Genomic DNA, 18,950 nt, shown 5'->3' on the forward strand with positions numbered 1-18,950 from the left:
TGACGGCGGGCGGTGGCCGGGCCGCGTCCTTTCGCGGCCCGGCCACCAGCCACCCGTCAACGGTCCTTATGAGAAAAGCTAGTTGAGCGGTACGCAACCGGGCGCACGGCCCACCAGCCTGATGGCCAGCCCCTTGACCGGGCCGCTCCCCGTGTCCGCGATGAACAGCAGATGGTCCCCCGGCTCGATGGCACTGGGCTTGAAGTCGCGGACCCCGTTGCTGTGGAAGCCCGACTGCGGCGCCACCTTCAGCAGGCTGCCGCTCGGCCGGTCGGTGGGGCCGGTGGCCCGGCAGGAGGCGGACGGGACCAGCACCTTCGCGGGGATACCGGCCTTGTCCAGCGCGGCCTGGAGACCGGGGACGCCCTTCGCGCTGAACAGCTGTACGGAGACCATGCCGCCCGGCTTGGACCGCACGGCGTAGTCGGCGTTGACGATGTGCAGGCCGCTGCCCGGTGGTGTCGTGGCGGCCGAGGGGCCGGTGCTTGCGGTGCTGTGCCGCAGGGGCTCGGCCACCTGCGCGCTGTGCGAACCGGACATCAGCGGGACGGCCACAGCCACGGCGGCTGCCGCGGCGGCGAGGCCCACAGTGGCGGGCACCCAGCGGCGCGACGCGGACGGCCGGAGCAGGGTCCGGTGCCCGGTGGGGGCGGCGAGAGAGGTCGCGTGGGCGTTCAGCTCGTCGGCGAGCTGCTGCTTGAAGTGCGCGGGGGCGTTCACTGGGCGGCCTCCAGAAGGGCGTCGGGGGTGGCGGCGTGGGTCTGGCCGGCGGTACGCAGGACCTTGCGGGCGCGGTGCAGCCGTACGCGGGCGGTGGCCGAGCTGATGCCCAGCGCCTGGGCGGCCTCGCGGACCGTGAGCCCGTCCAGGACGACCAGGTCGAGCACCTGGCGCAGTGGTTCGGAGAGCCCGGCGTGGGCCGAGGCGAGCTGCCGGGCGGCGCGGCCGGCGTCGATCCGCGCCTCGATGGCGCCGACGTCCTGCTCGTCCAGCAGCCGCCGCCCGCTGATCCTGGCCACCGCCCGCTGCTCACGGGCGGTGCCGTGGAAGTGGGCGTGGAGGACGTTGCGGGATATCCCGTACAGCCAGGCGACGGGTGCGCCGCGACGGGCGTCGTAGGTGTGCGCACCCTCCAGGGCGGCCACGAAGATGTCCGCCGTCAGGTCGGCGGCCAGGTGCGCGCTGTCGACGCGCCGGGTGACGAACCCGAGTACGGCGTCGAAATGCTGCTCGTAGAACGCGGCGAACCCGGCCGGGTCCCGCGTGGGTGGTGCTGTCGGACGCTCCGCCGGCATGGACGGCTCCTCAGGGCAGGTCAGGGGTGCGATGCCTTACACCCGGTACTAGTCCGAGGCGCCCGAAAGCGTTACATCCGGGCCGCGTCGCCCACCCGTCGCCCCCCGTGCGCGGGCCGGATCACTTCTCCCACGGGCCCAGGAGGCCCGCGACCTCGGCCGCCGGGCGGCCGGTGTGCAGGCCGACCACGTCGGTGATCAGGTCGTCCAGCGGCGGCCAGGGCATCGTGCCGTGGTCGTTGTAGAGGCTGACCAGGCCGTGCAGGGCGGTCCAGAGCATGAGGCCGGCCTGCGCCTGCCGTTCCGCCGTGGGCTCTCGGCGCTCGGGTGCGGCGGCAGCGGCGAGGGAGTCCGCGACGGCGTCGAGCGGTTCGGCGCCCTCGCTGTGCGCCGAACCGGGGACGAGGTCGGCGGGCATCCGGCCGCCGAAGAGGGTGCGGTAGTGGCCGGGCTGGCCGACGCCCCACCGCACATAGGCGGCGCAGCGTGCGGTGAGATCGGCCAGCGGGTCGGGCCCGGCGGCCTGCGCGGCTTCGTCCATCAGCCGGGCCAACTCCTGGTAGCGCAGCCGCAGTACGTGCTGGATCAGCGCGCTCAGGTCGGTGAAGTGGCTGTAGATGCTGGCCGGTGCCACGCCGACCTCGCGTGCGACCTGCCGGAGGGTGAGCGTCTCGGGCCGGTCGAGGGTGGCCAGCAGCCCGGCCGCCGCCTCCACGAGCTGGTCCTTGAGCACCTGCCCCTGCCCTCGTGGATTACGACGACGAGGCGCGGGCCGCTCCTCAGACGGCATCTTCGCCCCCCCCTCCTACCAGCGTGAACCGTTGGACAACACCCGTTCACCTTACCGGGCATCCGCACCTTGACAGCGCTGACCAACAGTCGTTTACCCAAGTTACCAACACTTGTTCAGTAAACACTTGTCCAGCGAGAACGGAAGATCATGCGCATCGCCATACTCGGAGCATCGGGCCGCACGGGCTCCACCCTCGTCGGCCAGGCGCTGGAGCGCGGCCATGAGGTCGTGGCCCTGGTCCGCACACCGGCCGGGACGACCGGGCCCGTTCCGGACCCCCGGCGGCTGGAGGTCCGGCAGGCGGATGTCACCGTTCCGGGCGGTTTTCCCGCCATCGGCGACGTGGACGTGGTGGTCGCGGCCATCGGCATCAGCAAGGGCGACGGCCCGGGCGCGCTGACCGCCGGGGCCCGGCGGCTGGCCGAGGCCGGTGTCCGCACGGTGTGGCTGGGCGCGCTGGGGTCGGGCGGCTCCCGCCGGTCGGGCGGGCTGATCTACGCGGGGGCGATGCGGATGTTCGTCGGCTCGGAGCTGGCCGAGAAGGCCGAGGCCGACGAGATCGCGCTCAAGGCCGACGCCACGGTCTTTCACGCTCCGGACGTGACGGACGGCCCGCTCAGCGCCACCCGCAGCGTCGTACCGCTGGCGGACCTGCGCCGCCCGCTGCTGCCGCCGCGGATCTCCCGGGCCACGCTGGCCTCGCTGCTGCTGGACGAGGCGGAGACGGGCGGGCCCGGAAACGGCATCGTCGTGCCCCTCACATGACCCCGGCCGTCACGGCACGACACCCCCTGCCAGGGCGCCCGAACGGGCCGGAGCCCCGCCGGGTGCGGCACAGCAAGCAGCCATCATCGGAGGATCACCATGCACGACTTCGCGGGAAAGGCCGGACTCGTCACGGGTGCGGGCAGCGGAATCGGCCGCGCGGCGGCGATCGAGCTGGCCCGCCGGGGCGCCGCCGTCACCGTCACCGACATCGACGGGGACACGGCGGCCGCTACCGCCGGGACGATCACGCAGAGCGGCGGGAAGGCGCTGGCGCTGCGCGTCGACATCGTGGACGAGGACGCGGTCCGCACGGCCGTGGAGCGGACGGCCGGGACGTACGGCGGACTCGACTTCGCCGTGAACAACGCCGGTCTGGACTCCCACCACCGGCAGTTGGACCGGATGAGCCTGGAGGAGTTCGAGCGGGTCACCTACGTCAACATGGGCGGGACCTTCCTGTGCATGAAGTACGAGCTGCCCGCGCTGGAGAGCCGCGGCGGCGGCGCGATCGTGAACGTGGCGTCCAACGGCGGCCTGTACGCGATCCCCACCGCCCCCGCCTACGTCGCCACCAAGCACGGCGTGGTCGGCCTGACCAAGGTCGCAGCGGTGGACTACGCGCGGCGCGGCATCCGCGTCAACTCGGTCTGCCCCGGCCCGACCCGTACGCCCGGCTTCGAACGGGTGGCGGCCGGTACCGACCTGATCGCGATGCAGGAGGCGATCATCCCGCTGGGCCGGATGGCCACCCCGGAGGAGGCCGCCGCTGCCGCGGTGTGGCTCTGCTCGGACTCCGCGTCGTACGTCACCGGCACCGCGATGTCGGTGGACGGCGGCCGACGGGCGTAACCGGGCGGAGCCCGCAGCGAGAAGCCCCACCGTGCACCGCTGCACGATGGGGCTTCTCCGAACCGATAGGCGGCGCCGGATCTCAGACGGCCCTGAACTCTCCGGTTTTGACACCGGCCACGAAGGACGCGAACGCGGTGGCGGTGAGGTCCACGACCGGGCCGCCCGGGTTCTTGGAGTCACGGACGGGGACCGCGCCGAGCGAGGCGACCAGGTTGGTGGCGACCTCGATGCAGTCGCCGCCGTTGTTGCTGTAGGAGGACGTGAACCAACGGGGGGATTCGGTCGTCATGTTGCGCCCTCTCGTGTTGTGCCGAGTCTGACGGTCAGATGGCGCTGAACTCTCCGGCCTTGACGCCGGTGATGAACGACGCGAACGCACCGGCGGCCACGTCCACCACCGGGCCACCCGGGTTCTTCGAGTCACGAACGGGGACCATGCCACTTGAGGCAACCAGGTTGATGGCGACCTCGATGCACTCGCCACCATTGCTGCTGTACGAGGACGTGAACCAACGGGGGGATTCGGTCGTCATGTTGTGCCCTTTCGCAACTGGTTGATCATGGCCACGGACGCCTCCTGAGACAGCGATACGGCCTGGAGTTGATGGTAGGCCGTCAACAGGGGCATCACCGAGCTGGGCTCTCGGTCCACATATCCCTGGGCCTGGGATTCGGCGTAGCTGACAACGGACCGATCCGGCAGCGTCAGGAGGATGACGGGCATGTCGAACGGGCGTCGCTCGCCTATCTTGTACGGCGCTACCTGCAAGAGCGTGTTCGGCAGCTCCGCGAACTCGGCCAGACGCCTCAACTGGGCCTCCATGACAGCAGTGCCGCCGACAGGCCGATGAATGCAGCTCTCATCGAGAGTCACAAACAGCATGGGCGGCCGGGAACGCGCGAGTGCCGCCTGCCGCTCGGCCAGGAATGCGACCCGCTCGTCAGCTTGATCGGGCGTAATGGCACCCCTCTGCGTGGCACCATCCACCACTGCCCGCGCGTACTCGGGAGTCTGGAGCAGGCCAGGAACGATTCCCAGGGTGAACATGCGGATTTCCACCGCGCGCCCCTCGTACCCGACGTACTGCGGGAAGCCCTCCAGCAGCGACCCGTTCCGCATCTCGCGCCACTCGCGCTCGAACGAATCAGCGGTGTCCACGGTCCCGAACGCGACATCGGTACAGCGCGTAAAACGCAGAGTTGGCGGTTTGCGACCAGTTTCAACTGCCGAAATGTGTCTGCCCGAGTAGCCGACCAGCGTGGCGAATTCGTCCTGGGTCCAGCCACGCGCCTCGCGCAATCTGCGTAACCGTGCCCCGAACGCCTCTGCCGGACTCGCTTCGGGGTTCAACTCCTTGCGGTTTACCAATGTGTCCTCCCCCAGCGGAACGTTGAAGACACCTCGACTCTAGGCCACTCTGAGCCGCCTTGGTAGTGGAATGACTACGGAGAGGAGCGGCAATGTCCGTACAGAACAGCCCGGATGGGGCGGAACCGCCGCACGTCCCGGATCTCGGTGCGCTCATGGTGGATACGGCGCACGGCAATCGCACCGGGGAGTTCCGCGGGCCGGCCGGGCCGTACTGGTCGCTGCGGCCGGTCGGCGGCGGGCCGGAGTGGGAGGCCGCGCCCGAACACGTACGACCCCCGACCAGCGCGGAACGCCTTACCGCCGAGAACGCACGGATCAACGCGCGCAGCCGGAACCGCAGGAGGCTGGAATCGTGACCTCCACGGGTACCCCGCCGGGCGACGAGCCAGAGGCCGAATCATGCAGGGAATGCGAGGAGTTCGACCTCGCCGAAGCGGTCGCCAGGGCCGAGCACGATCCGAGCAGGGAGACCGACTGCCGGGTCCTGCGCAGGCGGCACTGGCAGGCCCGGCACGGAGGACGGCAGCCGTGACGCTCTCCCTGGTGCGGCTGGTGTTCGCCGCAGGCGTCGTACAGGTCCACCTGCGGCGGCGGCTCCCCCGCCTCATGCGCGTACTGAACCCGCAACGACCCGGCCTGCCCGCCCTGTTCGCGGAACTGCAACGGATCGAGTCGGACCTCGCGTACCGCACCCGCTTCTTCGCGGGGCTGAACGCCGCGGTCGCCGAGCGGAACGCGGAGCGTCTGGCGGAGTTGGAAGCGCTGCGGACGGCCGTCGACCACCTGCGCGATCTGGTCGGTTCCGCCCACGGGGAGCGCGCCGTCTGATGCCAGTTGAGAAGATCGCCGACGCGCCGTGCCCCGGCGGGGATTTCCCGTCGGGGCACGGGCGGCCCGCCGCGACAGCCGGGCGAGAGCGTGCCGGTGGGTCAGCCTGCGGCCGAGGTGTCGTCGCCGCCCTTCTCCGGCACCATGCCGTGCTGGTCGACGATGCCGCTCTGGAGGATGGCCGTGGAGCCGGCCAGGACGTTCGCCTTACCGGGCTTCTTGTCCGCCGTGGTGTAGAAGCGCGAGCCGATGAGGGCCAGGCTGTGCTTGTCGAAGATCCACTCGTCGCGGCTCGCGGAGGAGTCGTCGTCGCGGGTGATGCCGATGCCGTGGCGGCCGGCCGTGTCCGTCACGTCGGGGACCTCCCGTACACCGGGTATCTCGGCCATGGCGCGGTAGAAGGCCGCGGCGTTCTCGGCAGGCATGAGGTTCTCGTTCAGCAGGTCCCCGATCAGCTCGAAAACCGCCTGGTCCTTGGACTCGTGCTCGCCCGCCCCGCTGTGCGAGGTCAGCACCTTCAGAAGCGCCTTGGGGTCGGTCGGCAGAGAAGCCAGCCACCGGTAGGTGGGCCGCTGGAAGCCGGGGGCCTCGGCGCCACTGCTCTTCGAGCCGTCGGGGACGGATGTCTCGATCGGGATGGTCTCACCGGACATCATGGCGGTCTTGCCGGTGCTGCGCATCCAGCCGGTAACGGTGACGGGGGCCGGGTCCTGTGCCATCCACCGCTCGCTCTTGTAAGGCTTGCGCAGCTTCACGGGGCCGTCGCCGAGGAGTCCGGTGTTCTCCTGGACGAGGGTACGGACGTAGACGAACTGGCTGTCCTTGACCGGTGTGACGTCGGTCCTCAGGGAGGCGTCGGCGATCCGGTGCAGCACGGTGACGGCCTGCGGGGCGCTCTGCGACGCCTGGGTGGGGGCGTTGCCTGCGCCGCCGCCCGCGCCGCCGGTCAGGGTGACGGTCAGGGTCGCGGCCAGGGCCAGCGAGGCGGCCGGTACGAGCACGGCGGGCCGCAGCAGCCTGCGCCGGAGCGGTGGGGCGAGCGGGGCCGTGGCCTGCTCGGCGTTGGCGTCGCGGTCGTGGTCGATGTGCTGCATCAGGATGTCCTTGTGATGGAGGTGACGCCCGGCGGGCAGGTCGAACTCCACGGACCGCGGCAGCAGTCGGGCCAGTTCCTCCACGTCGTCCGGCTGGGGGCCGGGACGGGGCGGTTCGGCGGCGTTCATGAGTTCTCCTCCCGAAGGGGCAGGGCCGCGAAGGCGGCTTCACTTCTTCCCTCTCCGCGGCCCTTCCGCGGTTCCCGCTGTTCCCGCCGTTCCTGACGTTCCTGATGTTCTTCGCTGAGCCTGCCGAGGCGGACGCGGGCCCGCGAGAGACGCGACCGTACGGTGCCCACCGGCACCCCGAGCGCCTCGGCGGCCTGCGCGTAGTCCAGCCCCGCCCACACACAGAGGGCGAGCACCTCGCGTTCCTGGCGGCGCAGTCCGCTCAGCGCGGCGTGGACCGCGGCCAGTCTGCGGGAGTCGTCGAGTCGGCCGGCCGCCTCCTCCGCGAAGTCGGGCACCGGGGGCGGGGCCGGCCGGCTGGCCAGGAAGGCCAGACGCCGCCGCAGTCCGCGGTTGGCGTTGTACGCCTTGTGCGTCGCGATCCCCAGCAGCCAGGGCCTGAGCGAACCGCCCTCGGGCTCCAGCCGTTCCCGGTGCGACCAGGCGGCCAGGAAGGTCTCGGACATCACCTCCTCCGCGGTCGACCAGTTGCCGGTCAGCCGCAGGGCGTGGTTGTAGACCGGCCGCGCGTGTTCCTCGTAGAGCTCGGCGAACGCCTGGCGGTCCCCCGCCCGGATGCGCGCACGCATACCGTCTCCGTTGCCGTCTCCGTCGTCTGTGTCCCTCACACCTGTTGTCTCTCCGCGGGCCATCAGGGGTTCCGCGGGGGATCCTGTGGCTTGCCTCACACCATCCTGCTTGTGACCGTCCTGGTCGGTGTGGAGGCCCCCACGGTATTGCGGCCGGGTGCAGAATGCTGACCGTGTGACAGCAAGGCCCCGGACAGTCACTGAGGCGTACCGGGCCAGGCCTCTGCCTCACCCGCCGGGCGAGGCAGGGACGAACCCACACGTAGAAAAGGGAGTTCATTGCCCGCGCAGCACGACATCGCAGCGGAGACCGAGCTGTGGAACACGTTCGCCGAGTCGGCGTTCAAGGACGACGCCCCACCGGTTTTTCACTGGACGCAGTACGCAGGTCATGGCCCCGGCCCTGAGTTGTTGGCAGACGCCGGGACCGTCCTGGAGATCGGTTGCGGCACCGGCCGCGCCCTCGCGTACCTCGCCCAGCGTGGGGTGACCGCGAAAGGTCTGGATCTGTCCCCGGTGATGGTGGAGAAGACCATGGAGCGCTGGGGACCGTTCGGCGTGGACATCGTCTGCGGCGAAGTGCTCGAACATCTGCGGGACAGCCCGGAGACGTACGCCGCCATCTATTCGATCTTCGGCGCTGTCTGGTTCACCGATCCGGCGAAGCTCTTTCCGCTGATTGCCCGACGACTGAGGCCGGGGGGTGTCCTGGTCTTCTCACAGCCCCCGGCCATTCCCGGCGCATACGGACCGCAGGGCATGTACAAGGGCGGCTTCGCAGGGAAGGCGATGTTCACCTACCGCTACAGCTACACCCCCCGCAAGTGGGAGAACCTGCTGCTGCGCGCGGGCTTCCGCGAGGCGACCGCGCACGTGCTCGACGCTCCCGAGCCCGGACACATCGGCACCCTCATCGTGCGGGCCGTACTCTGACCGGGGGTGCAGAACGCTGAGCGCCGCCCGCCCGCGATCGCCCGGCGGGGAAAGCCCGTTCAGGAAAGGCACGTTCGGCTTCGGCGCTCTCCTTGTAGTCTCCCGAGGATGACCGCGACCCCCGTACCCCGGAATTCCGGCGCCGACGCCGCCGAGTCGTTCCTGCGCGACTTCCACAACAGCGGCCCCGGGCGCCAGTCGGTCCACGCGGAGCGGGCACCGCTGGCCGACGGCAGGACCGGCTACCAGGTGCTGGCCGCCGAGGTCGCCGGAGCCAGCCGGGTGCTCGACCTCGGCTGCGCGGACGGGGCCCTGCTGGAGGTGCTGGCCACGGCCGGTGCCGAGGAACTGACGGGCATCGACCTGGCGGACGAGGAACTCGCACTGGCCCGGGTACGTCCAGCTCTCGCCCGCGCGGACCTACGGCAAGGGCGGGCCCAGGAACTCCCCTTCGCCGACGACTCCTTCGACGCCGTGGTGTCGCACATGGCGCTGATGCTGATGCACGACGTGGACCGGATCGCCGCCGAGACGGCCCGGGTACTGGCGCCCGGCGGGCGGCTCGCCGTCGCCGTCGGCGGCGGGGCCGTCGACGGCCAGGCCCTGAGCCTGTTCCTGGACCTCGCGCGCCCCTACTTCGAGGCGGCGGCTCCGAAGCGGTCCATGCCCCGGCTCGGCGACCGCAGGGCCCGCACCCGGGAGGGCCTGGACGAACTGTTCGGGCCTGCCGGGTTCGCGCCGGTGAGCTGGGAGACCGTCGTCATCGACATGGGCGGCACCCCGGAGGAGGTCTGGAATTCCGCCACCGAGACCTTCTACAACACGGTGGTGCTCGACCAGGAGCAGACCGCGAGCCTGCGCGCCGAATTCCTCAGCGCCGCCCCGGCTCTGCTGGACGCCGACGGCCGTATCCCGTCCGGCATGCACCTCAACATCGCCGCCACCCGCCTGTCCCCCACGGGCCACGGAGCCGACTGACCGCCACGGGATGAAAAATCCGGGTGGCCCGCGTGACCCGGTACTCCAGCGGAGACCGTGATGTTGCCGGTCAGGATCGCTGGCAAGGCCACGAGCGGTGACTGCCATGCCGTTGCGCAGCCCGGAGAACCCCGGAGAGCTGGGAGGCAGCCGATATTTGCTTGCGCACCATCGTCACGCGGGTCAACGTGGCCAGACACCTCACGAAGGCGGAGATGATGACCACGCAGACCGATCGCGTCGACCATGAACTCATCGAGGCCGCGGCCCACATCGCACGTACGCGCTGCCGGGGCGACAACCACACCATGGCAGCCGCGGCCCGTGTACCGGACGGCCGGATCGTCACCGGAGTGAACGTCTACCACTTCACCGGCGGCCCCTGTGCCGAGCTGGTTCTCCTCGGCACGGCAGCCGCCCAGGGCGCCTACGAGCTGAACACGATCGTCTCCGTGGGCGACCGCGACCGAGGAGTCGTCCCCCGTGCGGACGGTGCCGTCAGGTCCTTCTCGACTACTTCCCGGCCCTGCAGGTCATCGTCGGGACAGGCAAGCGGCTCCGGACCGTCTCCCTCACCGATCTGCTTCCCGAAAGCTACATCTGGGCCGACCACCAGCTCGAAACCGAGGAAACCGAACCACTCGGCACGGGCTGACACCAGCAGACATCAGCAGACATCAGCAGGGCGAACGTTGTCCGATGCGGCGCTAGCCTCGGCCCCATGAGCCAACACCCGTTCGTACCCGATGACTTCGTGGTCCCCTCGGACCTGACAACCCCGCAGTTCCGTCTGGAACCCCTGGGTCCCCAGCACAACGCCGCCGACCACGCCGCCTGGACCGGCAGCATCGAGCACATCCGGGCGACCCCGGGCTTCCAGGGCCGGGAGTGGCCTCCCGTGGACGGGATGTCCCTGGAGGCCAACCTCGCCGATCTGCGGGGGCACGCGGACGACTTCGTCCGGCGCCGCGGATTCACGTACACCGTCATCGAGCCCGCGAGCGGTGAGGTGATCGGGTGCGTCTACATCTATCCCGCCCGTGGCGACGACCACGACACCGATGTCCGCTCCTGGGTGCGCGCCGACCGGGCCGGGCTGGACGCGCCCCTGTACGCGGCCGTCACGGCCTGGCTGGCATCGGACTGGCCCCTCGGGAGGGTCGGCTACCAGCCCCGCTGAGCGCCCTGCGTGTTGCGCGTTTACTGGCCTCGCTGGGCGCCCCGCGTGTATCAGCTCCGCAGGGCGCCCTGCGTGTACCGGCCTCGCTGAACGCCCTGCGTGTACCAGTCCCGCAGGGCGCCCCCGCGTGTACCGGACCCGCTGGGCGCCCCGCGGTCCCTGTCCGGGCACCGGGCACCGGGCGACCGGCCAACCGGCCACCCTCAGCTCGACGCGAGCTGGTTGGCGATCTCCTTGTGCCATTTCTCGGCGTCGGCGGGGTCGTTCAGGGACGCAACCCACGCCTCCTCCGTCATATGCAGGTTCCCGGGGCCCGACTTCAGCGCGACGAGCAGTTCCCGGGCCGAGGTGCGCAGTTCGGGCGATGTGCCCTTGCCTGCCGGGACCTCGGGGCCCGCGGCGAGGCCGTAAATGGTGCGCGCCATGGCGTCGCGCTTGCTGTGTTCGGCCTTCTTCCAGAACTTCAGCGCTTCCTTGAGGGCGTCCCCGCGGGAGGCGGGCTCGGCGGCTGTCGCCTGCTCGCCCTCCTCCGTGGGCGGGGCCCAGCGCTCGGGGTGGCGGGCGCCCTCGTAGCGCTTCATGCCGGCACGCCCGGCCTTGTACGCGGTGACCGAGAGCAGCAGACCCGCCGCTGTCGCGGCCAGGCCCCAGCCGACCGGGTTGCTCGCCAGCGTTCCCGTGGCGGCCGCCGCGATCGCGACCGCGCCGCCGGCCGACCGTACGCCGTCCCCGAGCGCGCCGACCCCCTGCTTCCAGAGCTTGTTGCGCTGCTTCGCCAGCGTGTAGTCCCGGCCTGTGTTGAGGGCGTTGGTGTCCTGTGCCTTCTTGACGTCGTCGGCGGCCTTCTCGATGCTCGTGAAGGCCGCACTGGTCTGGTCCAGGGCGGCACCCAGCCGGTCCGCGAGGCTCTCGTCGTCGCCTTCGTGGGCACGCTCCAGCGCGACATACGCCTGCGCGAGCGCCCAGTGGCTCTCCACCTCCGCATCACGGAGCCGGTTGATCTCGGGCTCCTGCACCGGCGCGGGCACGTCGATCTTCTTGACGTTCTGGTACTTGCGCGTCGTCAGCCCGAACCGGCGGGCCGCACGGACGCTCTTGACGCCCGCGACGGCGCCGATCATCCCGCTCCCGGCCTCGGCGACACTCGCCGCCGTCACGAGGCCCTCCGCATGCAGAGCGTTCTTGGCGACGCCGATGAAGTCGGAGGCGTCGGTCGCCGTGTTCTGGATCGCGTCGAGCATCTTGGAGGGGTACTTCTTGCGCGGAGCGTGGGAGGAGGGACCCGTCGGGTTCTCCTTGGACTCCTTGTACGCCTTGCGTGCGTCGATGACGTTGTTGACCGCCGTGACCCCGTCGGTGAGCCCCATCTCGGCACCGGCCGCGGCGGTGGAGGCGCCGGCCTGCTCCGAGAAATGCGTGTCGGCGTTCGCGGACGACTTCCAGTTCATCTCCGCGTTGGCCGGGACCATGCCGCGCAGGACGAAGGTGTCGAGGACGTCGAGGTGCTTGTTGGCCTTCTCCAGCGCGCTGGCGATCCGCTCCCGGATGTGCAGCCCGGTACGGGACTTCTTCTTCGCCTCCGGCTTGGCCTGCTCATCGGCGGGCTTCGCCGTCTCGTCGTTCCCCGCGAGACGCTGGACGACGGCGGACGCGGCCTTGTTGCCGGCGAGCGCCTGTATGGACCCCATCATCGGTCCGATGCTGTGGCGGTCCGGCGCCCCCGCCAGATTCTCCGCGCCGCGTATGAGAGGCCGGGGCCGTGGAACGGCCGGCTGCGTCGTCCGGTCGTCGAAAGCAGTGTTACTACCCACCGGTGTCCTTTCCGTGCTCGTGCTGACACCGGGTGCGTGGCAAGTCGGGGCATCCGGCGGGGCCTTGCTCTCCCCACAGTATCGACTGCCCCATGACCCTCATGGAAGGTGTTTCTCGTCTCGCGTTCGTTCCGTGTACGGGTTCTGTACACCGGTTGGTGACCGTCGTGCCGTCCTGGCCGCTCCTCCGGGCCCCGGCATCAGCACCGCCGTACCGCGTCAGCCACCCTCGCCGGACGGCCCCGCTCCCCTCCCCGTCCCCGTTCCCGTCCCCGTTTCCGTTCCCAGCCACTCCAGTGCCGCGACCGTCAGCGCGGCCACCCCCGTATCCAGGGTCGGCTGCATCACCGGGGCGAAGTGCGGGCTGTGGTTGACCGGGATGTCCTGGGCCACCGTGTTGTTGCGGACCGCCGCAGCGAACTTCTCCGGGTCCGCGCCCCCGAAGCCCCAGTACGCGAACGGCACACCGAAGGCACGCGGAATTTGACTGAAATCCTCGCTGGCCGTCTGGAGATCGATCGTCCCCGCGTCGTCCCCGAAGTGCGTGGCGAACGCCCTGGCCAGCCGGTCCGCGACGTCCGCGTCGTTCACGGTGGCCGGGAACGAGGTGATGTGCTCGATGTCCGGCTCCTTCGGCGCGTTCGACGCGACCGCCTCCGCCCGTACGCAGCGCTCGATCGCGTCAAGGACCTGGCTCCGGGTCGTCTCGTCGTACGTCCGCACGTTCAGCAGGATGACGGCGCTGTCCGGGATGACGTTCGGGCTCGCGCCCGCCTGGATGCTGCCGACCGTCAGCACGGCGGGCGTGGTGGCGGCCAGTTCGCGCGAGACGACCGTCTGGAGCCGCACCACGCACAGCGCCGCGAGGACCACCGGGTCGACCGCGAACTGCGGCATCGAGCCATGGCCCCCGCGCCCGTACAGCGTGATGCGCAGACTGTCCGCCGCCGCCAGGAACGAGCCCGCGCGCACCCCCACATAGCCCGCCGGGTACGGCAGGACGTGCTGGCCGAGTGCCACGTCCGGGCGGGGGATCCGGTCGGTGAGGCCGTCGTCGACCATCGCGTCAGCGCCGTCGCCCTTCTCCTCGGACGGCTGGAACAGCACGGTCAGCGTGCCCCGCCACGCGTGCGGAGCTGCGGCCATCAGCCGGGCGAAGCCGAGCATGCAGGTGACATGGGTGTCATGCCCGCAGGCGTGCATCACCGGCTGTTCCGCGCCGTCGGCGTCCGTGGTGGTCTCCGTCGACGCGTACGGCAGCCCGGTGTCCTCCTTGACCGGGAGCGCGTCCATGTCGGCGCGCAGCAGCACGGTGGGGCCGTCGCCGTTGGCCAGCACCCCGGTCACCCCGGTGGAGCCGATCCCCTCGGTGACCTCGTACCCCCACTCCCGCAGCCGCGAGGCCACCCGCGACGCGGTCCGCCGCTCGGCCAGGCCCAGCTCGGGGTGGGCGTGCAGGTCCCGGTAGAAGTCCTCAAGATCGGTACGGATGCCGTCCAGTCCGCCGAGGACGGCGTCGGCGCCGGATGTGCTGGTCATGGGGCGGGTCCTTCCCGAAGGCCGAAACATCCCGAGACGTGACCGTGACCGGTACGGAGAGCGGGGCGCCGGCCGGACCGGTGTCCCCCACCATCGTGGACAGCCCCGGCCGGGCTGTCATCTTCAGCGGGACTCAGCCGGGCCTCAGCCGGGCCTCAGCGGGACCTCGGCGGAATCTCCGCGGGACCGACCGCCGTGCCGCCCCCGCCCGACCCGTCAGGCAGAATCGGTGCATGACCCCTGAGCACCCCACGCCGAAGCCCCCCGGTGCGGCCTACGCCGACCGTGTCTACCGGTCACTCGCCGGGCTGGCGGGTGGTGTGCTGCTGATCGCCCTCGCTCTCTGGCTGGGCATCGACGCCCTCGTCAACGGCCACGGCAACGCACCCTGGCTGGCGCTCGCCGGACTGCTGCTCGTGCTTCCGCTGGTGATCGCCTTCACGCTGCGGCCCGCCGTGTACGCCAACGACGACCGGCTCAGGATCCGTAACCCCTTCCGTTCGATCACGCTCCCCTGGGCGTGCGTCGACGACATCCGCGCCACGTACTCCACGGAGGCGTTCGCCGGCGGCAGCAAGTACCAGCTGTGGGCCGTGCCGGTCTCGCTGCGGCGCCGGAAGCGCGCCAACGTGCAGCAGATGCGGGCGGCCTCCGGTGCCGGGCAGCAGCGGAGCCGCAACCCGTTCGCACAGGGCGCCGACGTGGACCAGGGCCGTGCGCCGTCCGACCAGTCGGTCGCCGAGCTGCGAGAACTCTCGGAGCGCGGCAACGACCGCCCGACGGCGCAGGGCTCGCCCGAGGTCCGCTGGGCGTACGAGATCATGGCCCCGAGCGTGGCGGGCGCGGTGCTGCTCGCCGTACTCCTCGCCGTGGGCTGAACCTCGCCGTACCGCTCGGCCTGGACCGGACCCGCCGTAACGCTCGGCCTGGACCGGACCCCGCCGTAACGCCCGCCCCGGGCCGGGCCGAGACTGCGCCTCCCCTCTTCCGGTCTGCTCGCCGCCGGTGTGTCAGGTGGTGACCGTGGCGACGGGTTCCAGGCCATAGGTGCGCGCGTAGCCGTTCTCGGTGCCGACGAGGAGGTCGACGACCTCGAAGTAGCGGTCCCAGAACGGGGTTTCGCGCAGGGCGTCGATGAGGAGCTGGTAGGCGTGGTGGTCCTCCGCCTCCCACACCCAGACGTCGGTGACGCGCGCGGAGTAGAACTCCGTGTCGTAGAAGCGCGACCGCACGCCGCTGGTCCGCGCCTCGATCGCGGGCAGGACCTCGGTGGTGAAGGCGTCCACACGTTCCTGGACGGTCAGAGCGAGCCACTCGGGTGTGGTCTTGACGAGCATGAACGCCGTGACCGGCGGTTCGGTTGTCGCAGCGGGCATCGGGATGTCTCCAGAAAAGGTGTGCGTGACGGTCGGGCCGGGATGGGTGTGCGGGGTGTGCGTGACGGTCAGGAGAGGACCGCGGGCTTGAGGGTCCGGGCACACCACTGCTCGAAGCCGGTGGGCGACGCGGTCTCCGGGGTACGGGTGACACCGGCGTCCAGCCCCTGGTCCTTGGCCCGCTTCATGTCGACGATGCCCTGGACGAACGCCTCGTTGAGGCCGTAGCCGACGAGGGTGCTCCGCATCTCGTCGAGCGGCTCGCGTTCGTAGCGGACGGGGCGGCCGAACTGTGCGGTCATGATGCGGGCCAGGTCGTTGGGCGACAGGTCCTGCGGGCCGAGGACCGGGACGCTGTCGGTGCCGGTCCACGAACGGTCAAGGAGCAGGCCGGCGGCGACGGCCGCGATATCGTCCACCGCGACGAGGGGGGCCTTGCGGTCGGCCTCGACGTTGTCGGTGAAGACGCCCTTGTCGCGGATCGATCCGGCCTCCTCCAGGAGGTTCTCGAAGAAGGACGGGTTGGCCAGGGCCCGGTAGGCGACGCCCGTACCGGCGATGAGGTCGTCCATCGCGAGGGACGCGGTGACCAGCCCGGCGCGGCCGGCGAGCGCGGTGCCGCGGCCGAGCGCGGAGACGCCGACGACATGGCCCACGCCGTGGGCGGCGAGCGCCTTCACGGCAGGGCGGGTGAAGCCGCTGTACGCGTCCTCCGGGGTGAGCGAGGAGTCCGGCGGGACGAGCCAGAACACGGCGTCCGCACCCTCGAAGGCCCGGTCGAGCACCGCGGCGTCCCCGTGGGAGCCGGTGACCACGTCCACGCGTCCGCGCACCGCCTCCGGCAGCCGGGCGGGGTCGCGCACGATCACACGCAGCTCCTCGCCCGCGGCGGGGGCGGACTCCAGGAGCCGGGAGAGCAGGGAACGGCCGATGTTCCCGGTGGGAGCGGTAATGACGATCATGAAAACCTCGCTGGTCGTACGGGAGTGGGACCCCGTCCGGTGAAGGAGCGGGGACACCCCCATCCTGCGAAGGAGAGCGGTGTTGCCACAATGGGAACTTCAGCACGCAATCATTGACGGAAATGGAATAACCCTGGTGAGCAGCCCCGATCCGGTCCTCGACGCCAACCTCGCCCTCGCCCTTGACGCCCTGCTGGCCGAGCACAGCGTCACCCGCGCCGCCGCCCGGCTGCACACCTCGCCCGCCGCCATGAGCCGCACCCTCGCCCGGCTGCGCCGTATCCTCCAGGACCCCCTCCTGGTCCGGGCCGGGCAGACCATGGTCCCCACCCCGCGCGCCCAGGCCCTGCGCGACGAAGCCGCAGCGGTGGTGGGCAGCCTCAGAGCGCTGCTCAGCCCCGGCGCGGCCGTCGACCCCGCCGGCCTGCGCTCCACCTTCACCGTCCAGGCCGCCGACCTGATCGGCGCGGCACTGGCACCCGGGCTGCTGCGGCTGGCCAAGGAGGAGGCACCGGGGGTCTCGTTCCGGTTCCGGGCCGAGGAGCTGGAGGCCGGAACCGCCCTGCGCGACGGCCGGGTCGACCTGGAGATCGGATCCATCGACCATGTGGACCCCGAGACCCGGGTCGAAGAGCTGGCCGGCCTGCGCATGATGGCGGCCGTCCGGCCCGGACACCCGCTCACCGAAGGGCCGCTCACCCCGGCCCGGCTCGCCGCCGCCGACCATGTCGCGGTGAGCCGCCGTGGCCGGTTCACCGGCCCCCTGGACACCGCACTCGCCGAGCAGAACCTCCACCGGCGGGTCAGCGTCACCCTCCCCGGCCATCTGGACGCGATGGCTCTCGCCATCCGCAGCGACATCGTCTGTCTCGTACCGGCCGCGCCGCCCGGCGCCGCCCCCTCCCCTCTCACCGACCACGCCACCGCACTCGGGCTGCGCCTCCTCGACATCCCCCTGGCGCTGCCCCCGCTGACCGTGGGCATGGCGTGGCATCCCCGGCACGGAGCCGACGGGGCCCACCACTGGCTCCGCAAGGCCGTACGCCGGACCCTGCGCCGGACCGCCCGCACCCCCGGAAGCCCGACCGTGTGACCGTCCGCCCGGCCCGGCCGTCCGGGGCCGGGCCTCGCTCGCATCGTGACGCCGTACGGTCGCGGTCCGGTCGCCTTGGGGTCGCGGCCCGGTCGCCGTACGGTCATGGCCGCCCCGGCACCGACACCGACCGCCTCCGGGACCCCGGGGCCCGGCCGACGGAACCGGACCCCGGAACTTCCGCCACCCCGCCACCGCACGCCGTGTCCAGTACGACAGCGGCCTCCCCCTGTACAGGTCGCTACGCGCGTAGATATGCTCCCCTGGTGACCATGCCCACCACCGCCCCCTCCCCCGGCGCCCCCGGCGAAGGAGCTGCCTCCCGCCCGGGAGACGCCGCATCCGCCGCCGGTCTCGCCGACGTGACCGCATCCGACAGCGCGCTGCGCCGCTTCCTGCACGGGCTGCCCGGCGTCGACGCCGTCGGCCTCGAAGCGCGCGCCGCAGCCCTCGGCACCCGTTCGATCAAGACCACGGCGAAGGCGTACGCCATCGACCTGGCCATCTCGATGATCGACTTGACGACGCTGGAAGGCGCCGATACGCCGGGCAAGGTCCGGGCGCTCGCCGCCAAGGCCGTCCACCCCGACCCGACCGACCGTACGACCCCGATGACGGCCGCCGTCTGCGTCTACCCGGACATGGCCGCCACCGCGAAGGCCGCGCTGAACGGTGCGGACGTCAAGGTCGCGTCCGTCGCCACCGCCTTCCCGGCCGGCCGGGCCGCGCTGCCGGTCAAGCTCGCCGATGTGCGGGACGCCGTCGCGTCGGGGGCCGACGAGATCGATATGGTGATCGACCGGGGCGCGTTCCTCTCCGGCCGCTATCTCTCGGTGTTCGAGGAGATCCAGGCCGTCAAGGCCGAGTGCGCACGCCCCGGGGGCACGGACGCCCGGCTGAAGGTGATCTTCGAGACCGGTGAGCTGTCCACGTACGACAACATGCGCCGGGCCTCCTGGATCGGCATGATGGCGGGCGCGGACTTCATCAAGACCTCGACCGGCAAGGTCGCGGTGAACGCCACCCCCGCCAACACCCTGCTGATGCTGGAGGCGGTCCGCGACTTCCGCGCGCAGACCGGCGTCCAGGTCGGGGTGAAGCCCGCGGGCGGGATCCGCTCCACCAAGGACGCGATCAAGTTCCTGGTGCTGGTCAACGAGACCGCGGGAGCCGACTGGCTGGACAGCCACTGGTTCCGCTTCGGCGCCTCCAGCCTGCTGAACGATCTGCTGATGCAGCGTCAGAAGCTCAGCACCGGCCGCTACTCCGGTCCCGACTACGTGACGGTGGACTGAATCACCATGACACTCTCATCCGC

23 protein-coding genes and 1 pseudogene are annotated in these 18,950 nt (G+C 71.2%); 12 read left to right on the top strand and 12 right to left on the bottom strand.

From position 1 onward, the window contains the following. Positions 1–78: 78 nt before the first annotated feature. The 3 genes from ACWGKJ_RS00745 to ACWGKJ_RS00755 all read right to left on the bottom strand — a co-directional run bounded on the left by ACWGKJ_RS00745 (position 79) and on the right by ACWGKJ_RS00755 (position 2,085). Positions 79–720 carry a hypothetical protein gene (locus tag ACWGKJ_RS00745; protein ID WP_385020892.1) on the bottom strand — a complete coding sequence of 214 codons (642 nt, stop codon included), beginning with the start codon at positions 718–720 and terminating at the stop codon, positions 79–81. Continuing rightward, positions 717–1,295 carry an RNA polymerase sigma factor gene (locus ACWGKJ_RS00750; protein ID WP_385020889.1) on the bottom strand — a complete coding sequence of 193 codons (579 nt, stop codon included), beginning with the start codon at positions 1,293–1,295 and terminating at the stop codon, positions 717–719. Before ACWGKJ_RS00750 ends, ACWGKJ_RS00745 begins: the two co-directional genes overlap by 4 nt. Before the next feature lie 121 nt (positions 1,296–1,416). Continuing rightward, positions 1,417–2,085 carry a TetR/AcrR family transcriptional regulator gene (locus tag ACWGKJ_RS00755; RefSeq protein ID WP_385020886.1) on the bottom strand — a complete coding sequence of 223 codons (669 nt, stop codon included), beginning with the start codon at positions 2,083–2,085 and terminating at the stop codon, positions 1,417–1,419. Positions 2,086–2,235: 150 nt separating this feature from the next. Here ACWGKJ_RS00755 and ACWGKJ_RS00760 point away from each other — a divergent pair, with 150 nt between their 5' ends. After that, positions 2,236–2,853 (top strand): NAD(P)-dependent oxidoreductase, encoded by a 618-nt coding sequence (locus ACWGKJ_RS00760; protein ID WP_385020883.1) that lies wholly within the window; start codon positions 2,236–2,238, stop codon positions 2,851–2,853. 99 nt (positions 2,854–2,952) lie between these two features. Next, the gene (locus ACWGKJ_RS00765; RefSeq protein WP_385020880.1) at positions 2,953–3,705 is read left to right on the top strand and encodes an SDR family NAD(P)-dependent oxidoreductase; all 753 of its coding nucleotides are present in this window, start codon (positions 2,953–2,955) and stop codon (positions 3,703–3,705) included. An 82-nt stretch (positions 3,706–3,787) separates the two neighbouring features. On the opposite strand, the gene ACWGKJ_RS00770 is transcribed toward ACWGKJ_RS00765, so the two are convergent. Genes ACWGKJ_RS00770 through ACWGKJ_RS00780 form a run of 3 tightly spaced genes read right to left on the bottom strand, consistent with a single transcriptional unit; the run spans position 3,788 to position 5,077 of the window. After that, complete coding sequence (locus tag ACWGKJ_RS00770) at positions 3,788–3,997, bottom strand: DUF397 domain-containing protein (protein ID WP_385020877.1); 210 nt, start codon at positions 3,995–3,997, stop codon at positions 3,788–3,790. 34 nt (positions 3,998–4,031) lie between these two features. Beyond that, on the bottom strand, positions 4,032–4,241 hold the full coding sequence (locus tag ACWGKJ_RS00775) for a DUF397 domain-containing protein (RefSeq protein ID WP_385020874.1): 210 nt from the start codon (positions 4,239–4,241) through the stop codon (positions 4,032–4,034). Beyond that, on the bottom strand, positions 4,238–5,077 hold the full coding sequence (locus tag ACWGKJ_RS00780) for a Scr1 family TA system antitoxin-like transcriptional regulator (RefSeq protein ID WP_385020871.1): 840 nt from the start codon (positions 5,075–5,077) through the stop codon (positions 4,238–4,240). Before ACWGKJ_RS00780 ends, ACWGKJ_RS00775 begins: the two co-directional genes overlap by 4 nt. A gap of 92 nt (positions 5,078–5,169) precedes the next feature. On the opposite strand from ACWGKJ_RS00780, the gene ACWGKJ_RS00785 reads away from it, so the two are divergent. Genes ACWGKJ_RS00785 through ACWGKJ_RS00795 form a run of 3 tightly spaced genes read left to right on the top strand, consistent with a single transcriptional unit; the run spans position 5,170 to position 5,908 of the window. Further along, positions 5,170–5,436: a hypothetical protein gene (locus tag ACWGKJ_RS00785; RefSeq protein WP_385020868.1), complete on the top strand. Its 267-nt coding sequence runs from the start codon at positions 5,170–5,172 to the stop codon at positions 5,434–5,436. After that, the gene (locus tag ACWGKJ_RS00790) at positions 5,433–5,612 is read left to right on the top strand and encodes a hypothetical protein (protein ID WP_385020865.1); all 180 of its coding nucleotides are present in this window, start codon (positions 5,433–5,435) and stop codon (positions 5,610–5,612) included. The genes ACWGKJ_RS00785 and ACWGKJ_RS00790 overlap by 4 nt, the downstream gene beginning before the upstream one ends. Next, complete coding sequence (locus tag ACWGKJ_RS00795; RefSeq protein WP_385020862.1) at positions 5,609–5,908, top strand: hypothetical protein; 300 nt, start codon at positions 5,609–5,611, stop codon at positions 5,906–5,908. Before ACWGKJ_RS00790 ends, ACWGKJ_RS00795 begins: the two co-directional genes overlap by 4 nt. A gap of 101 nt (positions 5,909–6,009) precedes the next feature. Here the strand turns inward: ACWGKJ_RS00795 and ACWGKJ_RS00800 are convergent, their stop codons facing one another. Both ACWGKJ_RS00800 and ACWGKJ_RS00805 read right to left on the bottom strand, forming a co-directional pair. Beyond that, positions 6,010–7,131 carry a CU044_5270 family protein gene (locus ACWGKJ_RS00800; protein WP_385020859.1) on the bottom strand — a complete coding sequence of 374 codons (1,122 nt, stop codon included), beginning with the start codon at positions 7,129–7,131 and terminating at the stop codon, positions 6,010–6,012. Then, positions 7,128–7,760 carry an RNA polymerase sigma factor gene (locus ACWGKJ_RS00805; RefSeq protein WP_385020856.1) on the bottom strand — a complete coding sequence of 211 codons (633 nt, stop codon included), beginning with the start codon at positions 7,758–7,760 and terminating at the stop codon, positions 7,128–7,130. Before ACWGKJ_RS00805 ends, ACWGKJ_RS00800 begins: the two co-directional genes overlap by 4 nt. Positions 7,761–8,039: 279 nt before the next feature. Here ACWGKJ_RS00805 and ACWGKJ_RS00810 point away from each other — a divergent pair, with 279 nt between their 5' ends. From ACWGKJ_RS00810 to ACWGKJ_RS00825, 4 genes and pseudogenes are all read left to right on the top strand, one after another. Then, complete coding sequence (locus ACWGKJ_RS00810) at positions 8,040–8,693, top strand: class I SAM-dependent methyltransferase (protein ID WP_385020853.1); 654 nt, start codon at positions 8,040–8,042, stop codon at positions 8,691–8,693. A 108-nt stretch (positions 8,694–8,801) separates the two neighbouring features. Further along, positions 8,802–9,671, top strand: a complete 870-nt coding sequence (locus ACWGKJ_RS00815; RefSeq protein WP_385020849.1) for a class I SAM-dependent methyltransferase — start codon at positions 8,802–8,804, stop codon at positions 9,669–9,671. 218 nt (positions 9,672–9,889) lie between these two features. Continuing rightward, positions 9,890–10,326: pseudogene (locus ACWGKJ_RS00820) on the top strand (cytidine deaminase family protein). Between the two features lie 66 nt (positions 10,327–10,392). Beyond that, entirely contained in the window at positions 10,393–10,851 is a 459-nt protein-coding gene (locus ACWGKJ_RS00825) for a GNAT family N-acetyltransferase (protein WP_385020845.1), read from the top strand. A 203-nt stretch (positions 10,852–11,054) separates the two neighbouring features. On the opposite strand, the gene ACWGKJ_RS00830 is transcribed toward ACWGKJ_RS00825, so the two are convergent. After that, the gene (locus tag ACWGKJ_RS00830; protein WP_385020842.1) at positions 11,055–12,542 is read right to left on the bottom strand and encodes a hypothetical protein; all 1,488 of its coding nucleotides are present in this window, start codon (positions 12,540–12,542) and stop codon (positions 11,055–11,057) included. Positions 12,543–12,881: 339 nt separating this feature from the next. After that, positions 12,882–14,201: a M20 family metallopeptidase gene (locus ACWGKJ_RS00835; RefSeq protein WP_385020839.1), complete on the bottom strand. Its 1,320-nt coding sequence runs from the start codon at positions 14,199–14,201 to the stop codon at positions 12,882–12,884. Between the two features lie 233 nt (positions 14,202–14,434). On the opposite strand from ACWGKJ_RS00835, the gene ACWGKJ_RS00840 reads away from it, so the two are divergent. After that, positions 14,435–15,079, top strand: coding sequence for a PH domain-containing protein (locus tag ACWGKJ_RS00840; protein ID WP_385020836.1), 645 nt, complete (start codon positions 14,435–14,437; stop codon positions 15,077–15,079). Positions 15,080–15,211: 132 nt separating this feature from the next. Here ACWGKJ_RS00840 and ACWGKJ_RS00845 read toward each other — a convergent pair whose 3' ends face one another. Then, complete coding sequence (locus tag ACWGKJ_RS00845) at positions 15,212–15,577, bottom strand: darcynin family protein (protein ID WP_385020833.1); 366 nt, start codon at positions 15,575–15,577, stop codon at positions 15,212–15,214. A 68-nt stretch (positions 15,578–15,645) separates the two neighbouring features. Further along, entirely contained in the window at positions 15,646–16,539 is an 894-nt protein-coding gene (locus tag ACWGKJ_RS00850) for an NAD(P)H-binding protein (protein ID WP_385020830.1), read from the bottom strand. Between the two features lie 127 nt (positions 16,540–16,666). On the opposite strand from ACWGKJ_RS00850, the gene ACWGKJ_RS00855 reads away from it, so the two are divergent. Both ACWGKJ_RS00855 and deoC read left to right on the top strand, forming a co-directional pair. After that, positions 16,667–17,632, top strand: a complete 966-nt coding sequence (locus ACWGKJ_RS00855) for a LysR family transcriptional regulator (protein ID WP_385021104.1) — start codon at positions 16,667–16,669, stop codon at positions 17,630–17,632. Between the two features lie 272 nt (positions 17,633–17,904). Continuing rightward, on the top strand, positions 17,905–18,927 hold the full coding sequence (deoC, locus tag ACWGKJ_RS00860) for a deoxyribose-phosphate aldolase (RefSeq protein ID WP_385021101.1): 1,023 nt from the start codon (positions 17,905–17,907) through the stop codon (positions 18,925–18,927). The last annotated feature ends 23 nt before the right edge of the window (positions 18,928–18,950 follow it).

Source organism: Streptomyces sp. NPDC054757, from assembly GCF_053612185.1.

Bases quoted from the DNA above. Each gene is read 5' to 3' on its own strand.
- ACWGKJ_RS00750 (WP_385020889.1), bottom strand. From the start codon at position 1,295: ATGCCGGCGGAGCGTCCGACAGCACCACCCACGCGGGACCCGGCCGGG.
- ACWGKJ_RS00755 (WP_385020886.1), bottom strand. From the start codon at position 2,085: ATGCCGTCTGAGGAGCGGCCCGCGCCTCGTCGTCGTAATCCACGAGGG.
- ACWGKJ_RS00760 (WP_385020883.1), top strand. From the start codon at position 2,236: ATGCGCATCGCCATACTCGGAGCATCGGGCCGCACGGGCTCCACCCTC.
- ACWGKJ_RS00765 (WP_385020880.1), top strand. From the start codon at position 2,953: ATGCACGACTTCGCGGGAAAGGCCGGACTCGTCACGGGTGCGGGCAGC.
- ACWGKJ_RS00770 (WP_385020877.1), bottom strand. From the start codon at position 3,997: ATGACGACCGAATCCCCCCGTTGGTTCACGTCCTCCTACAGCAACAAC.
- ACWGKJ_RS00775 (WP_385020874.1), bottom strand. From the start codon at position 4,241: ATGACGACCGAATCCCCCCGTTGGTTCACGTCCTCGTACAGCAGCAAT.
- ACWGKJ_RS00785 (WP_385020868.1), top strand. From the start codon at position 5,170: ATGTCCGTACAGAACAGCCCGGATGGGGCGGAACCGCCGCACGTCCCG.
- ACWGKJ_RS00800 (WP_385020859.1), bottom strand. From the start codon at position 7,131: ATGAACGCCGCCGAACCGCCCCGTCCCGGCCCCCAGCCGGACGACGTG.
- ACWGKJ_RS00805 (WP_385020856.1), bottom strand. From the start codon at position 7,760: ATGCGTGCGCGCATCCGGGCGGGGGACCGCCAGGCGTTCGCCGAGCTC.
- ACWGKJ_RS00815 (WP_385020849.1), top strand. From the start codon at position 8,802: ATGACCGCGACCCCCGTACCCCGGAATTCCGGCGCCGACGCCGCCGAG.
- ACWGKJ_RS00825 (WP_385020845.1), top strand. From the start codon at position 10,393: ATGAGCCAACACCCGTTCGTACCCGATGACTTCGTGGTCCCCTCGGAC.
- ACWGKJ_RS00830 (WP_385020842.1), bottom strand. From the start codon at position 12,542: ATGATGGGGTCCATACAGGCGCTCGCCGGCAACAAGGCCGCGTCCGCC.
- ACWGKJ_RS00835 (WP_385020839.1), bottom strand. From the start codon at position 14,201: ATGACCAGCACATCCGGCGCCGACGCCGTCCTCGGCGGACTGGACGGC.
- ACWGKJ_RS00840 (WP_385020836.1), top strand. From the start codon at position 14,435: ATGACCCCTGAGCACCCCACGCCGAAGCCCCCCGGTGCGGCCTACGCC.
- ACWGKJ_RS00845 (WP_385020833.1), bottom strand. From the start codon at position 15,577: ATGCCCGCTGCGACAACCGAACCGCCGGTCACGGCGTTCATGCTCGTC.
- ACWGKJ_RS00850 (WP_385020830.1), bottom strand. From the start codon at position 16,539: ATGATCGTCATTACCGCTCCCACCGGGAACATCGGCCGTTCCCTGCTC.
- deoC (WP_385021101.1), top strand. From the start codon at position 17,905: ATGCCCACCACCGCCCCCTCCCCCGGCGCCCCCGGCGAAGGAGCTGCC.